This window comes from Thauera sp. WH-2 (assembly GCF_048321015.1).
Classification (GTDB): Bacteria; Pseudomonadota; Gammaproteobacteria; order Burkholderiales; family Rhodocyclaceae; genus Thauera.
Map to the genome: position 1 here is coordinate 54926 of NZ_JBLWFG010000008.1, position 23140 is coordinate 78065.

The following is a 23140-nucleotide window of genomic DNA, read 5'->3' on the forward strand; positions in this document are numbered from 1 at the left end:
CCGCAGTGGACCGAAACTGTGCTCCGTCTCTTTTTGCCACAGCTTCGCCCCATCCCGGCAGGAAATCCGCCCATGAGCAGCCTCGTCACCGAACGCGTCCTCAGCGTCCATCACTGGAACGAATCCCTCTTCAGCTTCCGCACCACGCGCGATCCCGGCCTGCGCTTCGAGAACGGCCAGTTCGTGATGATCGGGCTCGACGTGCACGGCAAGCCGCTGACGCGTGCTTACAGCATTGCCAGTCCCAACTACGAGGAGCACCTGGAATTCTTCAGCATCAAGGTGCCCGACGGCCCGCTGACCTCGCGCCTGCAGCATCTGCGTGAGGGCGACCCGATCATCGTCAGCAAGAAGCCCACCGGCACCTTGGTGCTGCACGACCTGAACCCCGGCAAGCACCTCTACCTGCTCGCCACCGGCACCGGACTGGCCCCCTTCCTGAGCGTGATCCAGGACCCGGAAACCTACGCGCGCTTCGAGAAGGTGGTGCTGGTGCATGGCGTACGCTTCGTCTCCGAGCTGGCCTACACCGACTTCATCACCCGCGCGCTGCCGCAGAACGAGTTCTTCGGCGAGCAGGTGCGCGAACAGCTGATCTACTACCCGACCGTAACGCGCGAGCCCTTCCGCAATACTGGTCGCATCACCCACGTCATCGAGTCGGGCAGGCTCTTTGCCGACACCGGCCTGCCGCCGCTCGACCCCGCGCAGGACCGGGTGATGATCTGCGGCAGCCAGGCAATGAATGCCGACTGCTGCGCACTGCTGGATGCCCGCGGCTTCGCGATGTCGCCGCGTATCGGCCAGCCCGGCGACTACGTGATCGAGCGCGCCTTCGTGGAGAAGTGATCGCACCGCCCTGAATCGCCCACGAGCAAACTTTTTGCGCATGTGGGGCTCGAACAAATCCTGACCCCTCCCTCAGATGGAGCCCCACATGCCTTCTTCCCTCCACGAAATCGAAGTCGAACGCCTCACCGGCGGCACCACGAAGCTGGGTGAATACGCTGGCAAGGTTCTGCTGATCGTCAACACCGCCAGCCAGTGCGGCCTCACCCCGCACTACGCCGGCCTGGAGAAGCTCTACCAGACCTACAAGGAACGCGGCCTCGTGGTGCTCGGCTTCCCGTGCAACCAGTTCGGCGCGCAGGAGCCGGGCAGCGCCGAGGAGATCGGCGCCTTCTGCGAAAAGAACTACGGCGTGAGCTTCCCGATGTTCGCCAAGATCGACGTCAATGGCGACGGCGCCCACCCGCTATACAAGCACCTGAAGCAGCACGCGAAGGGCATCCTCGGCACCGAGGCGATCAAGTGGAACTTCACCAAATTCCTCGTCAGCCGCGACGGCCAGCAGATCGAGCGCTACGCGCCAACCACGACGCCAGAGGAACTGGTGAAGGACATCGAGGGGATGCTGTAGACTCCTGCCTTTTCCGACTCGGCAGGACCTCCCCCATGGCCCAATACGTCATGTCGATGCTGCGCGTGAGCAAGATCGTTCCGCCCAAGCGTCAGATCATCAAGGACATCTCCCTTTCCTTCTTCCCCGGCGCCAAGATCGGCCTGCTCGGCCTCAACGGCTCGGGCAAGTCCACCGTGCTGCGCATCATGGCCGGCGTGGACAAGGAATACGACGGCGAAGTGCAGTGGCTCGCCGGCCAACGCATCGGCTACCTGCCGCAGGAGCCCGAACTCGACCCCGCCAAGACTGTGAAGGAAGAGGTCGAGTCCGCGCTCGGCGAGATCATGGAAGCGCGCCAGAAGCTCGAAGAAGTCTATGCTGCCTACGCCGAACCGGACGCGGACTTCGACAAGCTCGCCGAGGAACAGGCGAAGTACGAGAACATACTCGCCACCGCCGGCAACGACGTCGAGAATCAGATGGAGATTGCCGCCGACGCGCTGCGCCTGCCGCCGTGGGACGCCGTCATCGGCAACCTGTCCGGCGGTGAGAAGCGCCGTGTCGCGCTGTGCAAGCTGCTGTTGTCCAAGCCCGACATGCTGCTGCTCGACGAACCGACCAACCACCTCGACGCCGAATCGGTCGACTGGCTGGAGCAGTTCCTCACCCGCTTCCCCGGCACCGTGGTCGCCGTCACTCACGACCGCTACTTCCTCGACAACGCCGCCGAGTGGATCCTCGAACTCGACCGCGGCCACGGCATCCCGTGGAAGGGCAACTACTCGTCCTGGCTCGAGCAGAAGGGCGAGCGCCTGGCGCAGGAATCCAAGCAGGAAGCCGCGCACCAGAAGGCGATGAAGACCGAGCTGGAATGGGCGCGCTCCAACCCCAAGGCGCGCCAGGCCAAGTCCAAGGCCCGCCTGGCCCGCTACGAGGAGATGGCGAGCGTCGAGTACCAGCGCCGCAACGAGACGCAGGAGATCTTCATCCCGCCCGGCGAGCGCCTGGGCGACAAGGTCATCGAGTTCCACGGGGTCAGCAAGGCCTTCGGCGACAAGCTGCTGATGGACAACGTCAGCTTCAGCATCCCGCCGGGCGCCATCGTCGGCATCATCGGCCCCAACGGCGCGGGTAAATCGACGCTGTTCAAGATGATCGAGGGCCGCGACACGCCCGACTCCGGCACGGTCGAGATCGGCAGCACGGTCAAGATCGCCGCCGTCGACCAGACCCGCGAGGGGCTGGCCAACGACAAGACGGTGTTCGACGCGATTGCCGACGGCGCCGACGTGCTTACCGTGGGCCGCTTCGAGATGCCCAGCCGCGCCTACATCGGCCGCTTCAACTTCAAGGGCGGCGACCAGCAGAAGATCGTCGGCAACCTCTCCGGCGGAGAACGCGGCCGCCTGCACCTGGCCAAGACCCTGATCCAGGGCGGCAACGTGCTGCTGCTGGACGAACCGTCCAACGACCTCGACGTCGAGACCCTGCGCGCGCTCGAAGACGCGCTGCTGGAGTTCGCCGGCTGCGCGCTGGTGATCTCGCACGACCGCTGGTTCCTCGACCGCATCTGCACGCACATCCTGGCAGCCGAAGGCGATTCGCAATGGACCTTCTTCGCCGGCAACTACCAGGAATACGAAGAGGACAAGAAGAAGCGCCTGGGCGAGGAAGGCGCGAAGCCGAAGCGCATCCGCTACAAGCCGATCGCGCGCTGACGCCCCGCCCGTCGCCCCCTCCCCCCCGAAGCCCGCTGCAGTGAACCTGCAGCGGGCTTTTTCCATTTCAGCGCGCACAACACCAACAACGCGATCGCACACCAACCATTCAAACAAACGCCATTTGCATATTGACTATGCATTTTTCATTTGACATCATCATGCATCTTTCATCCACGGACGGCACGATCATGTCAGCACGCGCACCTCGGCTCCCCCTGCACACCCATCGCCGCCAGGCCGAGCGCGGCCAGGGCATGACCGAGTACATCATCATCGTCGCGATGATCGCCGTCGCCGCCATCGCGGTGTATCAGTACTTCGGGCAGACAGTGCGCAACCAGACCGCTGCGATCGCGCAGGAGCTGTCCGGAAAGGACGGCACGGCGGCCAAGAATGCGGCGCAGACCTCCGCAGACCAGGCGAAGACGGTCGGTAACCAGAAACACACGCTCGACACCTACGTTAACCAGGTCGGCAAGTAAGCCGGCGCCATCGTCGACCGGATCGTGAGCCGCGCGGGCATGGGCAGGCATGGCACCGGGCATGCCCGTGCGGTGCGCCTCCAGCAGGGGCAAATCCTGCCGCTCGGCGCGGTTCTGCTTCTCGCCATCGCCGCAACCGCGCTCTTCCTGTTCAACAGCGGTCAGCTCGTGCAAGAAAAGCTACGACTCACCAACACCGCCGACGCAGTCGCGTATAGCGCCGGCGTGTTCGAGGCTCGGATGCTCAACTACGACGCCTACACCAACCGCGCCATCATCGCCAACGAGATCGCCATCGGGCAGGCCGTCGGCGTGGCGTCCTGGGCGAAGTACATGGGCACCTCAGCCGGTACGATCGGCCCGTACCTGTACCTCATTCCCGTCGTCGGAACCGCACTCGCCCGGGCCATGGACTACATGGAAAGGATCATGGACATCCTGACGCCAGCCCTGGCGGTCACCGTCGCAAGTCACGATGCAGCGATCCAGGCCCTCGCCCTCTCGCAACAGATCATGCACGGACCGGGCGACGCGCTGGCCGTCTCCGGGCGCCTCGCCCTGATGCGACGCATCGCGCGGGAGAACGATTTGCAGGCCACCGTCGACCCGCTCCCGATCGACGACGACCTCGCCGGCTTCAGCCGCACCTATAACTCGCGCGAGGATCGCCAACGCATGGGCAGGCTGGTACATGACAGCCGCGAGGCCTTTCTCCAGAGCCGGAACTGGAACTTCGGACTTGTCGTGTTGTGCCATGGGATCGAGTTGCGCAAGCGCGGCAGCACCGAACTGATCGACCTCGTCGACGGCTGGAAGTCCATGGATACACTCTCGGCCCACCACTACCGCGTGCGTCGCTGGCGGTGTCGCCGCAGCGAGCAACCAATCGGTTACGGCACCGCCGCTTCCGACGACGGCCTCGTCGACGGCGCCTACAGCTACGCCGGGTCACGCAGCACCAACCCCAGGGCAAGCGAACGCGCTGACGCCTCCGAAGGCAGGGCGCGGGGCTTTGCACCAAGCACGCTCGGTGGCGGCGCCATCCCGAGTTTTCGTGCGTTATCGGCCCGAGCTTTGGCAATGGAAGCGCCCACCACTCGCCTGACCATCCGGGTGACCAAGCCTGCATCGGTTCAGCGCTATTCGGGCGGCGCGAGCAGCATCAAGCCTGCGGGCCGGCTGCAGTTGTTCGACGGCGCGATGTCCGGCGGAGAGAGCGCGGCAATCTCGAGCGTCGAGGTTTTCTTCGAACGTCCCGACGCAGGCAACACCCGACATCCCGGGCGTACCGAGCTCGGCAGTCTCTTCAACCCCTACTGGCAGGCGCGCCTCGCACCGGTATCGGCCGCAGCCCGTGCCCAGGCTCAGCTCCGCCAAGGGGGCATCCAGCTCCCATGAAACGCTTTTCCGAAGGGATGCACCCGAGTCCTCGATCCACCTGTCGCATCCGCGGTCAGTCCACCGTCGAGCTCCTCGTACTGTCACTGGTGCTGCTGCCGCTGTTCCTGATCGTGCCGCTTCTGGGCAAACAACTCGACATCGCTCAGGCCGCAGCCAGCGCCAGTCGTTATATCGCTTTCGAAGGCATGGTCCGCCATGGCAGCAGCCTGCAGCCGTGGAAATCCGACGCCCAGTTGGCAGATGAGGTGAGGAGGCGCTTCTTCAGCACGAGCGATGCGCCAGTGAAGACGGACGACCTGGCGGGCGACTTCAGCGCCCATCGCAACCCTTTGTGGACCGACCACCGTGGCGACCCATTGCTGCCCGCATTCGCGGCCAACATCGGTGCAGTCAGCCAGCGTGCGGCCCTTACGCAACCGGTTGGCGCGGTGTTCGCTTCTGGCATGGGCCTGGACACCGACAACCTGCACGCCGGCACGGTACGGGTCGCCGTCGCGGATGTCGCAGCGCTCGAGCCATTCGATGCGCTTGGGCTGCGGATCCAGCGACATACGACCGTCCTGGTGGACAGCTGGTCCGCATCCGGACCGGAAGGCGTGCGGGCCGTGTTGCGCAGGGATCGGTGGAATCCTGCCGGCCACTTTCCGTTCGGCCCGCTCGACGCGGTCATCTCGCCACTCAGACCGTTCGCAGCGGTGCTTGAAGGTAGCCAGCTACCCGAAATCGGCCGTGTCGACCCAGATGTCGTTCCCGAGGACCGCATCCGATGAAGTTCGCATTCCCCATCCCAGCGGGCCTCAACGTGACGCTGCGCACACTGGCTTTCAGTCTCCTCTCCGGGCTATCTGCCACATCCGTGGCCGGTGCATGGCCCGTCCTCGAGCACCCGCAGCATGCGCGTATCGAGCCGATCGGCGATCAGCTGCGCTTGAACGGGACGCCGATGCGCATCTCGCGCGTGCTGACAGCGCTCCCCGTCAGCGCACTCGCCACCCACTACCGGAAGGTGCTCGGCAAGCCGCTGGCCGATGCCGAGGCCGGGGGCGCCCAGGTGCTGGCCCAGGGGCGCGGCGACTTCTTCATCACCATTACGATCCAGCCGCAACCCGAAGGGGGTAGCGAGGCACTGGTGGCGGTGGCGGACAGCCAGGCCGGACACCCGGCCCTCGCCCGGCCGATTGGACTGGCACTCCCCGCGAACTCAACGCTGATCTCGGACCTGGAGTCGATCGATGGCGAAACGGCCTCGCGGCAGCTGGTCATCGCAAATGCGCATGGCCTGCGCACCAACCTTGATCATCTCTCGGACAGCCTCGCACAGCGCGGACTGCACCCGGACGGCCCTCCGCTTGCCGGCCGAGAGGCTTCGCTTGTGCAGGCCTTCCGCGGAGCGTCCGGCGAGGCACGCATCGTTCTCGTGCGCCGCGAAGCCACCACCCACGCCGTCCTCACCCTGCTCTCACGACGCCCATGAGCCGCAAGCCTTCATCCGCGGCACAGGGTCAGGCGCTCGCCGAGTACCTCGTCGCGCTACTTGTGCTGACGATGCTGTTCGGCATCGCTGCAGGCGACGACTCGGTGATCGACACCCTGCTCACCGCCGTCGAGACCGCTTTCAGCCGCCTCAGCACCTTCCTCTCCCTGCCGCTATGACTTCAGCCACCACCCCGCCTCGCTCCCGCAAGCACTGGCTCCTGCTGGTGTTCGCACTCGTATTGGGGGCACTCGCCGCCTTCGCCGCCAGCAACTACCTGTCCGAGCGGATGGCAGAGATCGAGGCGCGCGGACGGGACGCCGAGACCCTGCAACTGATCGTTGCAAAGTCCAACCTGCCCGGCGGGGCGCGCATCACCCCCGAAACCGTGGCCGTACGCGAGGTTCCCCGCGCCTGGGCGCACTCAAGCGCGATCACACCCGACCAGTTCAGCCGCGCAGAGGGCGCGGCGCTCGCCCATCCTGCTGCAGCAGGCGAGCCGATCCTGTGGGCCCAACTCGAAGGGCGCCGTGCGCCGAGCTTCTCGGCCCGGCTGCAGGCCGGGCAGCGCGCGGTAACGGTGCCGGTGGACGAAATCAGCTCACTTTCGGGCATGGTCGAGCCGGGCGACCGCATCGACATCGTGGTCTCGGCGCGCAATGAGACGCGCAACTTCACCTTCACCTTGCTGCAGAACGTTCTTGTGCTCGCCACAGGCAGCCTTGCCGACCCTGGTGTGACAGGCGGAGAGGCCCAGCGCCACAGCTACACGACCATCACCCTCGACACATCACCGGAGGATGCGAAGCGCGTGATCGCCGCACGCGAGATCGGCCGCGTCACCGCCTTGCTGCGCGCGCCGGACGATCTTGCCGCCGTATCCAGCGCGATCACCGACGCCCGCAAGCTGCTCGGTCTCCCGACAGGCGACGGCAACGCCGTGAGCACCGTGCCCGTGATTTATGGCGGCGGCCCGATCACCAACGGCCTGCAAATGAGCGCACGTGCCCAGACACCCCATGACTGACCCCAGCCCAGTTCCCACAAATAAACCACGTCCTGGCACCTCTCCGCTGCCATTGAGCCGGGACGCCCCCCGCGACGCCCTCTTTTCCCAGCCCTCTCTCCATCGCGACTGAATCGATGCAACGCCTGACCCGAACCCTGCTGCAACTCCTCCTCGCGCTCGCCCTGGTGCCCACCGCCCTCGCCAAGGGCATGCCCGAGCTCACCCTGTTCCAGGGCGAAACTCGCGTCATTGCCGAACCCAACGCCGGACGCCTGGCGGTGGGCAACGGCAAGGTGCTCTCGGCGGCCGTGCTCGACGATCGCGAGATTCTGCTCATCGCCAACGAACTTGGCGTTTCATCGCTCCACATATGGAGCGCAGACGGTCGCAACCGCAGACTGAAAGTCACCGTCGTTCCGTCCGAGACCCCACGCGTCAATCGGGAGATCGCGGCCTTTCTCGCCGGCATTCCCAACGCGCACAGCGCCGTGATCGGCGACAAGATCGTCATCGAAGGCGACAACCTGAGCGATCGGGACCAGGCCCGCATCGAGGCGCTCACCAAGCACTACCCGCAGATCCTCAATTTCGCCAACCCGGTCGGCTGGGAAAAGATGGTCGTCATGGAAGTGCAGATCGCCGAATTCCCGATCAACATGCTGCGCGAGGTCGGGCTCGCCTGGAATGCTACCGGCGGCGCAGCCATCGGCGGCGTCTGGATGCCCGGCCGGCGCGGGAACGCCCCGCTGCAGATCGACATCCGCGCGGGCGCGGAGAACAGCCCTCCGATCATGAACCCGGACGGCGCGGGTGGCCCCGTGCCGCTCGGGTCCAGCCTCAACCTCCTCTCGGCGATCAACGCCGGGCTTAACGCTCAGCTCCGCCTCATGGAGCAGAATGGCTCGGCCAGCATCCTTGCCCAGCCCATCCTGTCCGCCCGCAGCGGCGCCGAAGCGAGCTTCCTGGCAGGTGGCGAGTTCCCTTACAGCGTAAGCAACATCAACGGCACCACAATCCAGTTCAAGCCTTACGGCATACGCCTCGAGATCTCGCCCAGGGTCGACCACAACGGTGTCATTCGCGCCCGCATCATGAGCGAGGTCAGCGACCTCGACCTCTCGGTGATGGGCGCAGCCGGTCCAGCGCTGCGCACGCGCAAGACCGAGACTGAATTCAACGTCATGGAAGGCGGCACCATCGTGCTCAGCGGCCTGCTCAGCCGCGACGTCAACGCCTCGATCGACAAGGTTCCCTTCCTCGGCGACATCCCGGTGCTGGGCTCGCTGTTCCGGTCGCGCCGCTTCCAGAACAACGAGACCGAACTGGTCGTTTTCGTCACGCCGTACGCGGTGGACAAGCACACGCTGGAGCAGGCGGAGCGCATGCTGCTGGCACGCCAGCGACTCGAAGCAGCACCGCGTGCACGTGCGCCAGATCTGTCTGCCATCCCCTGGCCTGCCGTGCCGGTGGAAGACCGGGACATTCCCGGGAAAGCGCCGTGGACGGGCAACTGAGCCAAGGCACGAAGCATGTTCCAGGTCACCATCCGCCACCCCGAGACGGCCCCTCGCATCGAGTCGATCAGCGAAACCTCGGCCGTCATCGGCAAGGGGCGCGAGTGCCGCGTACAGCTACCCGGCTGGAAAGTCGGGCGCGAGCACGCGCGCATCTACCGCACCAAATCCGGGCTTTACATCCAGGACCTCGGTCAGTTCTTCGGCACGAGCGTCAACGGCATCCGCATCCAGCAGCACGGCCCGATCGCATCCGACGATCGGATCACGGTCGGCCCCTTCACTCTCGTCATCGAGGATCACCTGCAGCCACAGGCCACGATCGGATCAACGTCGCCTTGCCCACGGTCGGGTACAACACCGCAAGCGCCTCAAGCGGCTTCATCGCCCGCGGCATCCGCCAGTCACAACGCGCGCAGCACGGCCCTCACCCCCGACCAATACTGGCGCAGGCACATTCACGAGGCCCTGCTCGACGCCATCGATCTACGCAGGCGCGACCTCGTGCGCATGAGCGACGACGAGTTGCGCACAGAGACCGAGACGCTACTGATCGAGATCATCGAGAAGGAGTCCGCACTGCCTGACGGACTCGACCGCGACAGCCTGCGTCGCGACGTACTCAACGAGGCCGTTGGACTAGGTCCGCTGGACGAGTTGCTGGCCGACGAGGCCATCAGCGAGATCATGGTCAACCGCCACGATGAGATCTATCTCGAGCGCAATGGCCGGCTCGAACGACACCCTGGCAGTTTCACCAGCGACCGAGCGGTTCTCGGCGTCATTGAACGCATCGTCACCCCGATCGGACGACGTATCGACGAATCGTCTCCGATGGTCGACGCCCGCCTCAAGGACGGCTCGCGCGTAAACGCCATCATTCCGCCACTCGCAATCAAGGGCCCAGCCCTCACCATCCGCAAGTTCGGCCGCAAACTGTTCTCGCACGGCGACCTGGTCGCGCTCGGCGCGCTCAGTGCGCAGATGGCCGAGTTCCTGCGCATCTGCGTACAGCAGCGCAGAAACATCCTGATCTCGGGCGGCACCGGTTCGGGCAAGACCACGCTGCTCAACGTCCTGTCGAATTTCATTCCCGACGGCGAACGCATCATCACCATCGAGGACGCTGCCGAGCTGCGTCTGGCGCACTCGAATCTGATCAGCCTGGAGGCCCGGCCGCCCAACGCCGAAGGTCGCGGCCAGGTTGCCATCCGCGATCTGGTGAAGAACGCGCTGCGCATGCGCCCCGATCGCATTGTCGTTGGCGAGTGCCGCGGCGGCGAGGCGCTCGACATGCTGCAGGCCATGAATACCGGCCACGACGGATCGCTCACGACACTGCACGCCAACAGCCCGCGCGATGCACTTGCCCGCCTCGAGACCCTTGTAATGATGGCCGGCATGGATCTACCGCTCACTGCAGTCCGCGAGCAGATCGCCTCGGCCATAGACATCGTCGTCCAACAGGCGCGCATGCCCGACGGCAAAAGGGTGGTCACCGGCGTCGTCGAGGTGGCTGGCACCGAATCCGGGCGCATCCAGATCCAGGAGCTGTTTCGCCACGAGCAGCTCGGACGCGACACGGACGGCCGCAGCTTGAGCCGCTTCGCTGCGTGCAACGCCGTACCCGCGTTCTACGAAGCGCTGGGCGGCGCCGGAATGGCGCTCGACCTCTCGATCTTCGACGGACCTCAGGACGCATGACCGCGCCCACACCCCCCACCGACGGCAGGCGCCACCTTCGGTCCGGGCGCCGCTCGCGTGGCGACAGGAGCGTGGCCCGGTGAACCTCACCATCCTCCTCCTCATCGTCGCGCTCACCGTGGCGCTGCTGGTATGGGCCCTGGTCGATATCGGCAGCCGCCTCTTGCAAGCCTGGCGCACCCGCTTCACGCGTGAGACCGGCTTTCATCTGCGCGAGCTCTTCCTCTTCGTCGACCCGGCGCGGCTCTATGCGCTCAATCTGGCGCTGACTGTTCTGGCTGCCGGTGGCACCTGGGTGGGAAGCGGCAGCCTCGCGCTCGCCGTCATCGTGGCGCTGCTGCTCGCGGTTTCGCCTGGCGTCGTGTTCCGCTGGCTGCGTGCACACCGGCTCGCGCGCATCGAGCAGCAGTTGCCCGACGCACTGCAGATGCTCGCCGGCACCGCACGCGCGGGCCTGTCACTGCCTGCTGCCATCCGCCAGGTCAGCAGCGAACTCGCCCCACCCCTGCAACAGGAGCTGATGCTTCTGCTGCATGAGCAGCGGCTGGGCGTGAGTCTGGACGACACACTCGAGAACCTCGCCCTTCGTGTTCCGGCGCAGCCGGTCAAGCTGATGGTGTCGGCCATGCGCATCGCATCCGAAACCGGCGGAGGGCTGGCCGAGACCCTCGAGCGCACCGCCACCACACTACGCAGCCAGCAAGCCATGGAACTCAAGATCCGTGCGCTCACCGCGCAAGGCAAGCTGCAGGCCTGGGTCGTGGGACTGCTTCCGGTGTTCCTGCTGTGGGTGCTCGCCCGCATGGAGCCCGATGCCATGTCCTTGCTCTGGACCACCCGCTTGGGCTGGGGCGTGCTCGCGGTCGTGCTGATCATGGAGATCATCGGCGTGCTGCTGATCCGCCGTATCGTGAGCATCGACATATGAGCCCCGAGACCTTTCCCGTACCGCCATCGGGGCCGCACTGGGTCATCGGCGTCATCGCACTGACCGCAGGCCTTTCGGTAACGTTGGTCGTGTGGCTGTTATCGCGCGCCGCAGCCGCCGTCCCACGCCAGGACCGCCTCTGGCTCGACGCCCCACCTCCCGGCTACCGCCTCGTGTGGTGGCCAGTGCAATGGTTCGCACACTACCTGCGTGCGCTGCTGCCCGAGCGCCACACGCAGGCAATCCTTGGCCGGCTCCGCCTCGCCGGCCTCGATTTTGCTCTCGACCCCGCCCAGTTCCTGGCCGGATGTCTGGTGTGGGCGCTGGTCTGTGCGGGCATCGCTGGGTGGCTGGCCGACACCTTCGGAAGCCCCCTCGGCTGGCTGCAGCTCTCAGGCTTCGCACTGGGCTTCCTCTTCCCGCACGTATGGCTACGCGACCGCATCCAGGCACGTCGCCGGCAGACCTTCAAGGCCCTGCCCTTCATGCTCGACCTCATCACCCTGTGCGTCGAATCCGGGCTCAACCTCAACAGTGCCATCGCCCAGGCCGTCGCCAAAGGCCCCGCCGGCCCGCTTCGCGACGAATTCGCCCGCCTGATGCGCGACGTGCGCGCCGGCCGCGCACGCAGCGAAGCCCTGCGCGAACTGGCCACCCGGCTCGACATGCCGGCAGTGTCGAACTTCGTAACGACCCTTATTCAGGCGGAGGCCACTGGCATGAGCCTGGGCCCCATCCTGCGCGCCCAGGCAGAGCAACGGCGCACCGAACGCTTCGCCCAGGCGGAGAAGCTCGCCATGCAGGCGCCGGTCAAGCTGCTGTTTCCATTGCTGTTCTTCATCTTCCCGTGCGTGTTCGCCATCCTCATGTTCCCGATCGCGATGAAGTTCATGGGGGCAGGTCTGTGAGCCTGACCAAGCGTCCCTCCCGCTCCACTCCCCGGCGCATCCGCGAAACCACCGCGTCGCACTCGCCGGGCGCCCAGCCACCACTCACCGTCCACCGCGCCGAGCGATGGTCCGAACGACTGCGCGGCCTGCTCGGAAAGCCCCCACCCGCCCCCGGGCACGGGCTACTGCTCACGCCCTGCGCCTCGGTACACACCGCATTCATGCGCTACCCGATCGACATCGTCTTCCTCGACCGGCAAGGGCGCATCCTCAAGCTCGTCGAGGCCCTCCAACCGTGGCGCGCCGCCGCCTGCACCGGCGCCACGCAAGCCCTCGAGCTGGCAGCAGGCCAAGCCCTGCTGCTCGGCCTGATCCCAGGCGTACGCCTCGATCCTCGCATTCTCAAGCCCGCTCACAAGTCTTCTTGCAAGGCTTCGTGATGAACCCCATCGCACGCCGACGGACATGCACGCTGCCAGCATGAATCAAACGACCGTCACCTCGCTGACCGCCCAACCCGAAACCGCGCGCTCTGCCCTCTCATCAGCATTGGCGTGGCAGGAAATCTGGTGAGCGGAATTCAGCACAAACTCGATGCATTAATTCTTATGGCATATTCCGATATAATGCCAAATGGATTTTTATAGTGTTAGTGCCATGCTGCTCTCCCTCTACCAGCTGAAACCAGCCTTCCAGTCCCTACTGCGCCCACAGGTGACACGCCTCGCACGTCGGGGAGTCACCGCGAATGTGGTCACCACCGGGGCGCTGCTCGGCTCCTTCGCGCTCGGCACCCTGCTCGCCCACTCTCCCGGACGCACCGCCCTCTTCCTGCTCATGCCCGTCTGGATGTTCGTGCGCATGGGCCTCAACGCCATCGACGGCATGCTCGCGCGCGAGTTCGGTCACCAGAGCGCGCTCGGCGCCTATCTCAACGAGTTGGCCGACGTGGCCTCCGACGCTGCGCTGATGTTGCCCTTCGTATTCGTCTCACCTTTTGGCTGGGCCAGCATCGGCACGGTGATCTTTCTCGCAACGGTGTCCGAGATGGCGGGCGCCCTCGGGCCCATGGTCGGTGCGCCACGGCGCTACGACGGCCCCATGGGCAAGAGCGACCGGGCCTTCGTGTTCGGGGCGCTCGCGCTCGCCGTGGGGCTGCTCGGCGGCCTGCCGGGCTGGGCCTTCTGGCTGATGCCGCTGATCGGCTTCGCACTCCTCGTCAACATCATCAACCGGGTCCGCAATGGCGTGCACGCAGCACACAGCAGCGCGACCGGCGCGGATGCCCCCCACTCCACCCCGACTCACTCCGACGCAGCCCAATCATGATCATCCGCCAGCGTACCTGCACCGAACGCCACTTCGTTTCCCGCGATGGCGAGCAGCTCTTCTATCTTCATTGGCCGGCCACGGGCATGCGGCGCGTAGCCGTCATGCTGCTGCACCGCGGGCACGAGCATTCGGAGCGGGCGGCCCACATCGTCGACGAGCTTGATCTGCCGGATTTCGATTTCTTCGCGTGGGACACGCGCGGGCACGGCATGTCCACCGGGGCAAGCGGACATTCGCCCCGCGTCGGCACCTCGGTGCGCAACGTCAGGTCGAAACCGCTCACCCACGATCGTGCACGCCAGGCGTCGTACGACAGCCACCCGCTGATCACGCGTGCGATCTCGGTCAACACGCTGCTTGGCCTGCACGACGCAGCCCGGCGCTTCGTGCTCGAGCGCCCCGCACAGCCATGAAGATCGAACGACTCCTCGGCGCCACACTGTGCGGTCTTGCGCGCATCATCACCGGCGCACGCGCCATCCACCACGCTGCAAACGGCCCCGACACCACTGGTGGCACCACCATCTACTACGCTAACCACCGCAGTCACATCGACTTCCTGCTCGTGTGGGCAGCGCTGCCACCCTCGGTGCGCCGGCGCACTCGACCGGTAGCCGGTGCCGACTACTGGCTCGTCAGCCCGCTGCGGCGCTACGTCGCGCTGCGCATCTTCCGTGCGGTGCTGGTCGAGCGCAGCGGCGGGGCACAGGCCGTCACCGACCCACTCGCTGCGATGCAAGCCGCACTCGATGCCGGCGAGTCGCTGATCCTTTTTCCTGAAGGCACGCGAAACGTCGGCGACGACCTGCTGCCCTTCAAGAGCGGCATCTTCCGGCTTGCCCAAGCGCAACCGGGGCTACGCTGCGTTCCCGTCTGGGTGGAGAACCTGGGCCGTGTGATGCCCAAAGGCAGCTTCATCCCCGTGCCCCTGCTGTGCGCACTGCACTTCGGCGACGCGCTCTGCCTGGGCGACGACGAGGCGCGGGACAGTTTCCTCAAACGCAGCCGCGACGCGCTGATCGCGCTCGCACCGACCGCCGCATGATCGCCATGGACGTTTCCGCCACCCTCATGCGCATCTTCGGCGCCGTGTTCCTTGTGCTCACCATGGCCAGCATCATCGGCCTCGCTCTCAAGTCGCGCAGCGGCTTCGATCGCCCGCACGCCACCATCGACAACCTCAACGCCCGCATCAAGGCGTGGTGGATCATGATCGGCGCGATCGCGGCTACGACCTGGATCGGCGCCTGGGCAGTGATCGGCCTGTTTGCGCTCGTTTCCTTCCAGTGCCTGCGGGAGTATGTCTCGCTCGCGCCTACGCGCAAGGGCGACCACCGTGCGCTGATCTGGAGCTTCTACGTCTTTCTGCCCCTGCAGTACTACCTCATCGCGGCGGGCTGGTATGGCCTGTTCTCGATCCTGATCCCGGTCTACGCCTTCCTGCTGCTGCCGATCTCAGCCTCGCTCGGCGCAGACACCACGCGTTTCCTCGAGCGAAGCGCCAAGATCCAGTGGGGACTGATGATCTGCGTGTATTGCCTGTCGCACGTACCGGCGCTGCTCACGCTCGAGATCCCCGGCCACGAGGGGCGCAACCTGCTGCTGGTTGTGTTCCTTCTGCTCACCGTGCAGTCAAGCGACGTGTTCCAGTATGTCTGGGGCAAGCTTCTCGGTCGCCACGCACTCTCGCAGCAGATATCACCCTCGAAGACGGTCGAGGGCCTGGTCGGGGGCGTGCTGAGTGCAACCGCGATGGGCGCATCGATCTGGTGGATCACACCCTTCAGCCCACTGGAGGCCGCATTCGTCGCGCTGGTCATCAACACGCTGGGCTTCTTCGGCGGCTTCGTGCTCTCGGCGATCAAGCGCGACCGCGGCGTCAAGGACTGGGGCCACCTGATCGAAGGCCACGGCGGCATGCTCGACCGGGTCGACTCGCTGGCGTTCTCCGCACCAGTGTTTTTTCACCTGCTGCGCTATGGGTGGACACCTTGATGTGCGGATTACCGCCCTCCACCGCAGACGCTTCGGGCAGCGCGCCTCGACGCTCATCGCAGACGAAGCACACCAGGCTCGGGCGCCCGCCCCGCACACCCATCGTGATCGCAGCTTCAACTGCAAAGGTCATCCATCCCTGCAAAGCCAAAACCACGCCGTTCTCTCAGCACGGCGCCACGCTGGTCGAGTTCGTCATCGTCGGCCCACTCGTGCTTTTCATCATGCTCGTGCTGATGCAGTACGCGCTGCTCTTTCACGCGAAGAGTCAGCTCAACTACGCCACCTTCGAAGCCGCCCGCGCAGGCACCGTCTCCAACGCTCGCCCAGAGGCGATGCGCACCGCCTTCGACCGCGCCATGACCGGTTACCACGGCGGGGGCACCACCACGGCCGAACTCGCCCTCTCACGTGCCAAAGCGCTCGCCGAGGCACCCTTCGCCCGCATCGAGATCCTCTCCCCCACAAAAGAGAGCTTCGACGACTACCACAGCCCTGCGCTCGCCACGCGCCTCGGCGCTCCCAGGCGCGTAATCCCCAACGCCAACCTCGCCCACCTCGCCTGCCCCATCGATCGCCCCGGCTGCAAGCACAACCCCGCAAGCAACGCCAGCGGCCAGACCCTGCACGACGCCAATTTGCTCAAGCTGCGCATCACCTACGGCATCCCCGCGCAGAAGCAGATCCCGCTCGCCGGCCCCTTCATGGCACGGGCGCTTGCGGTGCTCGACCCCACCGATCGTGATGCCTTTCGCGCCGGACTGGTCGCCGACGGCCGCATCCCCATCGTGGCCCACACCGTCATGCGCATGCAGTCGCCCGCGATCGAAAACGGCAACGCCTCGAGCCCCGGTGCCGGAAACGCGGGCAAGCCGCGCGATCCGGGGCCGCCGCCTGAAGGGCCTGCCCTGCCCATTTGCCCGGTCACTGACCCGGCTTGCACGACCCAGAAGGGTGCGCTCCCAGAACCAGACCCAGCGCCTGCTGAATGCGACCCGCTCACCGACCCCGGCTGCAGCTCACTGCCTTCCTGCGAGGCACCAGCAGACTGGCTCGGCGGTTTCCCATCGCTTCCGACAACGCCCTGAAGCCCCGTCCAAGTCCATGAATACTGCCCAGAACTCCGCACGAGCAGCGCTCGCAATCTGCCTGCTCGAAATTGCGCTCCTCCTCCCGTCTGCAGTCTTCGCGCAAACCTCAAGCAGCCAGCATGTCCCCACAACCGCCAGCCAACCGCTGCCCCAGTCCGGCGCCCTCGACCCCGACTGCACCCCGATCGATGGAGGCAATCCGGACGGCGTGCCCCCCTGCGGTGAAACGCCGCCAGCCAGCCAGGAAACCCCGGACGGTGTCGCCCATGGGGCGGGCAACCCGATCGACGTCATCACTGGCAACAAGTACCAGCGCGAGACCGACCTTCCAGCGCTGCCCGGTGTACTGGGCATCGAGATCGTACGCCACTACAACAGCGCGCAAGCCTCAACCGATGCGCCCCTCGGACTGCTTGGGCGCGGCTGGCGGCTGTCTTACGAAACCGATCTGTATGTGAGCGGAAAGCAACTGCACATTGTCCAGGCCGACGGCGCACGCCTCGTGTTCTCTCCCGACAGAAACCAGGCTGGGCGTCATAACCACGCTGACCCGGCGCGCGGCTGGGTACAGTTCATCGCAGCCGGCCCGGGCCAGCGCGCGGCTGGCTATCGCTGGATCTGGCCCGAGGGCCGCGAGCTGATCTTTGACGCTCTCGGCAAGCTGGTCGAGATCCGGATGCCGACCGGCGAATTCCTCAGCCTCGCGCGTGGCCTCGATGGCGAGCTGGTGAAGGTGACCGACCCGCAAGGCCGCAGCCTCACGTTCGAGTACGCACCGCGCAGCAGCCGCGGTTTCCGGGGGGTGGTCGCGATCACCAGCCCGCTCGGGCGCTTCACCTATGCACACCAGAACGAGCGTGCGCTTCCCGGGCTGAGCAACTTGGTCGCCGCCACCCACCCCGACGGCGCCATCCGGCGCTACCATTACGGCGCCGACACTGGAGAAGCGGCTCCCGCCTGGCCGCACCATCTCACCGGGATTTCCCTCATCGCGCCGGCAGCGGCACCAAGGGGACGCGAAGCGGGGGAGCGGCGGCTCTCCACCTACGCGTACGACCATGTCGGACGCGCGGTCATGAGCGTGCTCGGCGCACCGCGCACCCTGGACGAATCCGCCCAGCCGCAGCCCGGCACTGGCATCGAACAAATCGACCTCGGCTTCGTTGCGCCCGATCAAACCGTGCTCTCCAACAGCCTCGGCCAGCGCACCATCTACCGCCACACCCGCATCTACGGCGAACCCCGTCTGCTGGAGGCGATCGGCCCGGGCTGCGCACGCTGCGGCGAGACAAACGTGCGCTACCAGTACGACAAGCGCGGACGCCTAGCCAGCATCACGCGGCTCGATCCAACAGGCCAGCCGCTTGCAACCACCACGCTGGTGCGCGACGGGGCTGGCCGCTTGCTGCGCCGGTCGCTCCAGACCTTCATTGACGGTAGGCCCGTGCCCGAGCGCCTGCTCAACCGCTATGCGTACACCGATGATTCGCCTCGCCCCACGCTCATCGCGCAACCCAGCGTGGTGCCGGGCCACGAGCATCGACTGCAGTTCAGCTACAACGACGTGGGCCAGGTCACGCGGATGGTGGAGAGCGGCTTCAGTCCGCTCAGCGCGGACAACGAGCCGATCGATCACCGCAGTCGTGCAACGCCGATCGAGCGCAGCAGTACCTTCAGCTACACCCGGATCAATGGCCGCTCACTGCTCACCACCACGGACGGGCCACTACCCAATGGCCCCGACGGCTCGCCAGCCGACTCCGACATTTCGATATTCGAGTGGGATGCCACAGGGAACCACCTCACCGCACTCACCCTGCCCGGCGGCCGACGTAGCACGCTCGCGCACGCTCCCGTGACCGGCGTGTTGAAGGGTGTGCGTAATGACGAAGGCTTCGCCACCCACTACACCTACAACTTGCGCCTGCAGCCCACTACCGTACGCTTCGAGGCTCCCGGGCAGCAGCCCACGCAGACAGTGGGCTTCGAATACGACACGCTCGGGAGGCGGGTGGAATCTCGCAACCCCTCTGCAGCATCTTCAAACTGGCTTCAAGAATGGGACGAGCACGGCCATCTGCGCTGGCACGCCAGTGCCCTTGGCGTGCTCGCCACCTTCCGCTACGACACCGAAGGACGGCCGCTCGAACGCAGTCGTCGCAGCGCGAGCTTCGAGCAGACGGAAGCCCTGCACTACGACGCACAAGGCCACCTCGCCTCGGTCCGCGACAACGCTGGCCGCGGGCGCGATTGGCACTACGACGCGCTCGGACGCCTGCAATACACCATCGACACCGACGGCCTCATCCACCCTGCACGGGCCGAAGCGTCACCACGCGCCAAGGATGCGACACCCCCAGCCTCCGTTCGCCAGCGCCAGGACGATTTCGGCCGCATCGTCTGGCGAAACAGCCCAGACAGCGGCACCGTGCTGCTCGAATACGACGCCTTCGACCGTCTCATCGCCATGCGCGACGCCCTCGGCAACCATGCCCGCTACGACTACGACGTCCTGGGCCGCATCCGGCACCAGCGCATCACCGACGCCCACAGCGGCGCCGTGGAAGAGACGCAGTGGCGCTACGAGGGCCGCCGCCTCATCGAGGTGATCCACCCCACCCAACGTGAGCGCTACGAATACGATGCCCGCGGCCTGCGCACTGCACGCATCCTCAGCCTGCCCACCGAGCACGGCGAACGGACCACCGTCACGCGCTACACGCATGACGAGCGCGGCCAACTGGTCGCGACCACGCTGCCCGACGGCAGCCGCCTGCGATACGTGCGCAACGGTCAGGGCCAGGTCGTGGCGCTCAAACGCGACACCGTCGACACTCCATGGTCAGTCTGGCCCACTGGCGGGCAGATCATCGCCGAAGGCTTCGAGCGCGACCTGGCCGGCCTGCGCAGCTATGTCACTGGCAACGGCATCCACACGCTCTACCAGCGCAGCCGTGAGGGAGTGCTGGCCCGCGTCGTGCATCGGCGTGTTTCACTGCCAAGGCTCGATACGGCGGCCACGCCGCCCATTGAACTGCTCGGCCGCAGCACGCGGGAGATCGCCGAGCGCCTGCTCGGCATCGCACCCGCACAGGCTCAGACGAAGGACGCCGGCGCCAAGGTCGCCCTCGATACCACGAGCACGCAGGCAGAGCGTCCAGCCCCTCCCGGCGCCCTCGGCCTCGCCGACGAGCCGGCTGCACTGCTCGATCATCGCTACCTGTGGGACGTGCGCGGCAACCTCCTGCACACTCGCCAGCACGCCGCGGCCGATGGCGCCCAGCCCACTGCAACCGGCCACGCCTATGACCGGCACGGCCGCCTGCTGACATCGGTCCGCTGGCAGGGCGATGATCAGGCACCCACCGAGGAAGCCGTCTGGCGCTTCGCCTACGACGCCACCCAGCGCCGCGTCCTCAGTCAGCAGGGCGCCGGCTCACAGCAGGATCTGAGCACCGGCACGCAAGCCGCCGGCTTCGAACCCGGCACCCACCGGCTTGCCGACCCATCCGCCGCTGCGCACTATACCGCCAGCGGCCAGCCCGAACGCCTGGGTGATCGCGAATACGACTGGGACGCCCGCGGCCGCCTGGTTGAAGTGCGCGAGCATGGTGCCGTGCTGGCACGCTATCGCTACGACCACCGAGACCTGCGCAATACCCGCGAGGTCAGCGACCGCACGATGCACACGGTGTACGACGAGCATCGCCAACCGCTCGCGGAACTCGACGCCGACGGCCGCATCCTGCGCCAGTACGTATGGCTCGCGGATATCCCGCTCGCCGTCATCGACACCCCGCAGGGCGTGACACCCGCGCAGCACAAGGGCACCGGCACGATGCAATTCGCGGACAAACTCGTCCGCATGATCCGCGCCGCATTCATGCAGTCCGAGCGCATCGTCTGGCTGCACGGCAACCACCTCGGCGCTCCCGAACTCGCCACCGACGCCACCGGCCAGGTGCTCTGGCGCGCCACCTACGCCCCCTTCGGCGCCGCCACCACCCAGTCCCGCGACTTCACCCTCGACCTGCGCCTGCCCGGCCAGGTCTTCGACGCCGAGACTGGGCTGCACTACAACCGCGCGCGCTACTATGACCCCGCAGCCGGCCAGTACCTCAGCCCCGACCCGCTCGGCACGCCGGACGGACCGAATCCGTATGCGTATGCAGCGTTCAACCCGCTGCGCTACGTCGATCCGGACGGGCTGATTCTGTTTGCGTTCGACGGGACGGGTAACAGCGACGACTTGAACGATCCGGCCATGGACGGCAACGGCCTCAGCAACGTAGTGCATTTCGCCCGTGCCTACGACAGCGGCAACGACCGATACGTCACCGGCGTCGGTACCGTTCACCGGGACATCAAGTACGGCGACATCCGCCCGGAAGACTACGCCACCCATACCTTCCTTTGGTGGCTCACCCCGGGCGACCCGACCTACGTCAACGACATGGGCGGCAACTACTCGGGCCCCGCCCGCATCGACCGCATGATGCGGTACCTGCGGGACGAAGCGGATCTGTTCGAGGACGAGCAGGTCATGGACATCGACATCATCGGCTTCAGTCGCGGCGCGGCGCAGGCCCGCGACTTCGCCAACCGCATCGTCCCGGACGCGATCAAATACGACGGCCGTACTTATTACAAGTACACCAAGGCGGACGGCACCGCAGGCTGCCAGCCCGTCAGCTTCCGCTTCATGGGGCTCTTCGACACGGTGCTCTCCACCAACTTCAGCGGCACGGGCTACAAGCGTGGCATTCCGGACGAATTCGCGTACGTGGCCCAGGCGGTGGCGCTGAACGAACATCGCTCGGGGGCAGTCGGCGAATACGCGTACCGCAATCCCAAGCCGCACAGCATGCACTGGGGCGGCTTTCCGCTCGAATCGATCGGCGCGAGCAGCAACACGCCGGGCCGGATCCGCATCGAACGCGGCTTCGTCGGCGCGCACGCGGACATCGGCGGCAGCTATCCGGACGACGAGCAGGGCCTGTCACTGGTGGCGCTGAACTGGATGGTCGAGCAGGCAAGCTTTGCCGGGGTAAGCATGAAAACCATCGATCCCATTCCATCTCACAACGTCGTTCTCCACGACCAGAGCAACGTCATTCAGGCCGGCAATCCGCAGAACACCGTTCCCCGAAAGCTCATCGGGGGCGATCTGGCCTGGATCGACTACGTCTTCCCCGAAGACCGCGAGGTTCGCGGCGCGACCTCGGGCAACCGCCAGCGCAACATGGGCTTCGACAACGGCAGCATGACTCACGCCGACACCCACGAAGTCATCACCTGGCAGCCGCGCGACGTCGGCGAACTCGGCACCGGCTCGGCACTCGATCCGCGCGAACTCGGCAACGTCACCGGCACGGTGAACATGCAGGCCTACCTGCAATGGTTGTGCACCCACGATTATTTCGACAGGAAGTCAACGCGATGCGCCCCAGCCGGACCCAACCCATGAATTCGACCCTCCGCTCACCCCCGCGTCGCGCGCTGCTGGCGCTCGGCCTGGCCTTTCTCGCCGGCTGCCGCACGCCACCGCCCCCACCGGCCAAACCGGTCACTCCCGAGCAGGCCCGCTATCTGGAAAGCCGTCAACGCATGCTCGAACGCTTCGGTCGCCCCGGCTTCGAGTTGGTCGTCGATGCCATGGCCGGGCAGGAATTCCTCGGTGTCGAGTTCTTTCCGGAAAACGCGAAGTACGAATTCTACGGAAAGGGAGGACAAACGTTAAAGAATCAAAGCAAGAGGGTTCTCTCATCGCCCGTTCCCGAACGCGTTCGAGTCATCTGGCGGGATTCGTCCGATCGGCGGTTCATCCAGGGCGTGGGCAGTCGCTATATCGGCAACATCATCGGCGACGAAACCATCGAAGTCGGCACCCGCATTCCGCAGGAACTGATCGACGATCTCAAGCGCGACCCGCGCGGCAATCTGCGCCTGAAGTTCCGCATGAGCGACCAAGGCACGCTCTTCGGCTGGGACATCGAGCGGCGGCCGGGCTTCGACCCCAGGAAGCGGGATCAATGGGGCGAAGCGGTCTATGTCGGCCCGGTTCATTCCTTTGCCGGCGGCGACTTTCGCGAGGCGGAGATATTCAACGGCAAACCCGTACGCAAGGGCTGGTACATCGACCGCCTAACGGGCAAGCGTATCGAAACCGACTACTGAAACACACCCAGATGCCCGCC

21 protein-coding genes are annotated in these 23140 nt (G+C 66.0%); all 21 read left to right on the forward strand.

Going from position 1 to position 23140, the window contains the following annotated elements; genetic code table 11:
- Positions 1–72 precede the first annotated feature (72 nt).
- Positions 73–849, forward strand: coding sequence for a ferredoxin--NADP reductase (locus tag ACNKW1_RS13130; protein ID WP_418365045.1), 777 nt, complete (start codon positions 73–75; stop codon positions 847–849).
- An 88-nt stretch (positions 850–937) separates the two neighbouring features.
- On the forward strand, positions 938–1420 hold the full coding sequence (locus tag ACNKW1_RS13135) for a glutathione peroxidase (RefSeq protein WP_418365046.1): 483 nt from the start codon (positions 938–940) through the stop codon (positions 1418–1420).
- A gap of 35 nt (positions 1421–1455) precedes the next feature.
- Positions 1456–3120, forward strand: coding sequence for an energy-dependent translational throttle protein EttA (gene ettA, locus ACNKW1_RS13140; protein ID WP_418365047.1), 1665 nt, complete (start codon positions 1456–1458; stop codon positions 3118–3120).
- A 191-nt stretch (positions 3121–3311) separates the two neighbouring features.
- Positions 3312–3605 carry a hypothetical protein gene (locus tag ACNKW1_RS13145; protein ID WP_418365048.1) on the forward strand — a complete coding sequence of 98 codons (294 nt, stop codon included), beginning with the start codon at positions 3312–3314 and terminating at the stop codon, positions 3603–3605.
- Between the two features lie 24 nt (positions 3606–3629).
- Positions 3630–5003 (forward strand): pilus assembly protein TadG-related protein, encoded by a 1374-nt coding sequence (locus ACNKW1_RS13150; RefSeq protein ID WP_418365049.1) that lies wholly within the window; start codon positions 3630–3632, stop codon positions 5001–5003.
- A gap of 89 nt (positions 5004–5092) precedes the next feature.
- A complete protein-coding gene (locus ACNKW1_RS13155; protein WP_418365050.1) occupies positions 5093–5776 on the forward strand; it encodes a hypothetical protein in 684 nt (227 codons plus the stop codon).
- Positions 5773–6480 (forward strand): hypothetical protein, encoded by a 708-nt coding sequence (locus tag ACNKW1_RS13160; RefSeq protein ID WP_418365051.1) that lies wholly within the window; start codon positions 5773–5775, stop codon positions 6478–6480. Before ACNKW1_RS13155 ends, ACNKW1_RS13160 begins: the two co-directional genes overlap by 4 nt.
- Complete coding sequence (locus ACNKW1_RS13165) at positions 6477–6659, forward strand: hypothetical protein (RefSeq protein ID WP_418365052.1); 183 nt, start codon at positions 6477–6479, stop codon at positions 6657–6659. Before ACNKW1_RS13160 ends, ACNKW1_RS13165 begins: the two co-directional genes overlap by 4 nt.
- Complete coding sequence (cpaB, locus tag ACNKW1_RS13170) at positions 6656–7507, forward strand: Flp pilus assembly protein CpaB (protein ID WP_418365053.1); 852 nt, start codon at positions 6656–6658, stop codon at positions 7505–7507. Before ACNKW1_RS13165 ends, cpaB begins: the two co-directional genes overlap by 4 nt.
- Before the next feature lie 116 nt (positions 7508–7623).
- On the forward strand, positions 7624–9003 hold the full coding sequence (locus ACNKW1_RS13175) for a type II and III secretion system protein family protein (protein WP_418365054.1): 1380 nt from the start codon (positions 7624–7626) through the stop codon (positions 9001–9003).
- A gap of 15 nt (positions 9004–9018) precedes the next feature.
- On the forward strand, positions 9019–10707 hold the full coding sequence (locus tag ACNKW1_RS13180) for an ATPase, T2SS/T4P/T4SS family (RefSeq protein ID WP_418365055.1): 1689 nt from the start codon (positions 9019–9021) through the stop codon (positions 10705–10707).
- 79 nt (positions 10708–10786) lie between these two features.
- Positions 10787–11635: a type II secretion system F family protein gene (locus ACNKW1_RS13185; protein ID WP_418365056.1), complete on the forward strand. Its 849-nt coding sequence runs from the start codon at positions 10787–10789 to the stop codon at positions 11633–11635.
- Positions 11632–12543: a type II secretion system F family protein gene (locus ACNKW1_RS13190; RefSeq protein WP_418365057.1), complete on the forward strand. Its 912-nt coding sequence runs from the start codon at positions 11632–11634 to the stop codon at positions 12541–12543. The genes ACNKW1_RS13185 and ACNKW1_RS13190 overlap by 4 nt, the downstream gene beginning before the upstream one ends.
- A complete protein-coding gene (locus ACNKW1_RS13195; protein WP_418365058.1) occupies positions 12540–12965 on the forward strand; it encodes a DUF192 domain-containing protein in 426 nt (141 codons plus the stop codon). The genes ACNKW1_RS13190 and ACNKW1_RS13195 overlap by 4 nt, the downstream gene beginning before the upstream one ends.
- A 217-nt stretch (positions 12966–13182) precedes the next feature.
- On the forward strand, positions 13183–13854 hold the full coding sequence (locus ACNKW1_RS13200) for a CDP-alcohol phosphatidyltransferase family protein (protein ID WP_418365059.1): 672 nt from the start codon (positions 13183–13185) through the stop codon (positions 13852–13854).
- On the forward strand, positions 13851–14270 hold the full coding sequence (locus ACNKW1_RS13205; RefSeq protein WP_418365060.1) for a serine aminopeptidase domain-containing protein: 420 nt from the start codon (positions 13851–13853) through the stop codon (positions 14268–14270). The genes ACNKW1_RS13200 and ACNKW1_RS13205 overlap by 4 nt, the downstream gene beginning before the upstream one ends.
- A complete protein-coding gene (locus tag ACNKW1_RS13210; RefSeq protein ID WP_418365061.1) occupies positions 14267–14902 on the forward strand; it encodes a lysophospholipid acyltransferase family protein in 636 nt (211 codons plus the stop codon). Before ACNKW1_RS13205 ends, ACNKW1_RS13210 begins: the two co-directional genes overlap by 4 nt.
- Complete coding sequence (locus ACNKW1_RS13215) at positions 14899–15852, forward strand: phosphatidate cytidylyltransferase (protein ID WP_418365062.1); 954 nt, start codon at positions 14899–14901, stop codon at positions 15850–15852. The genes ACNKW1_RS13210 and ACNKW1_RS13215 overlap by 4 nt, the downstream gene beginning before the upstream one ends.
- A gap of 104 nt (positions 15853–15956) precedes the next feature.
- Positions 15957–16940, forward strand: coding sequence for a TadE family protein (locus ACNKW1_RS13220; protein ID WP_418365063.1), 984 nt, complete (start codon positions 15957–15959; stop codon positions 16938–16940).
- Positions 16941–16956: 16 nt separating this feature from the next.
- Entirely contained in the window at positions 16957–22410 is a 5454-nt protein-coding gene (locus tag ACNKW1_RS13225) for an RHS repeat-associated core domain-containing protein (protein ID WP_418365064.1), read from the forward strand.
- Positions 22407–23120, forward strand: coding sequence for a hypothetical protein (locus tag ACNKW1_RS13230; protein ID WP_418365065.1), 714 nt, complete (start codon positions 22407–22409; stop codon positions 23118–23120). The genes ACNKW1_RS13225 and ACNKW1_RS13230 overlap by 4 nt, the downstream gene beginning before the upstream one ends.
- Positions 23121–23140: the final 20 nt, after the last annotated feature.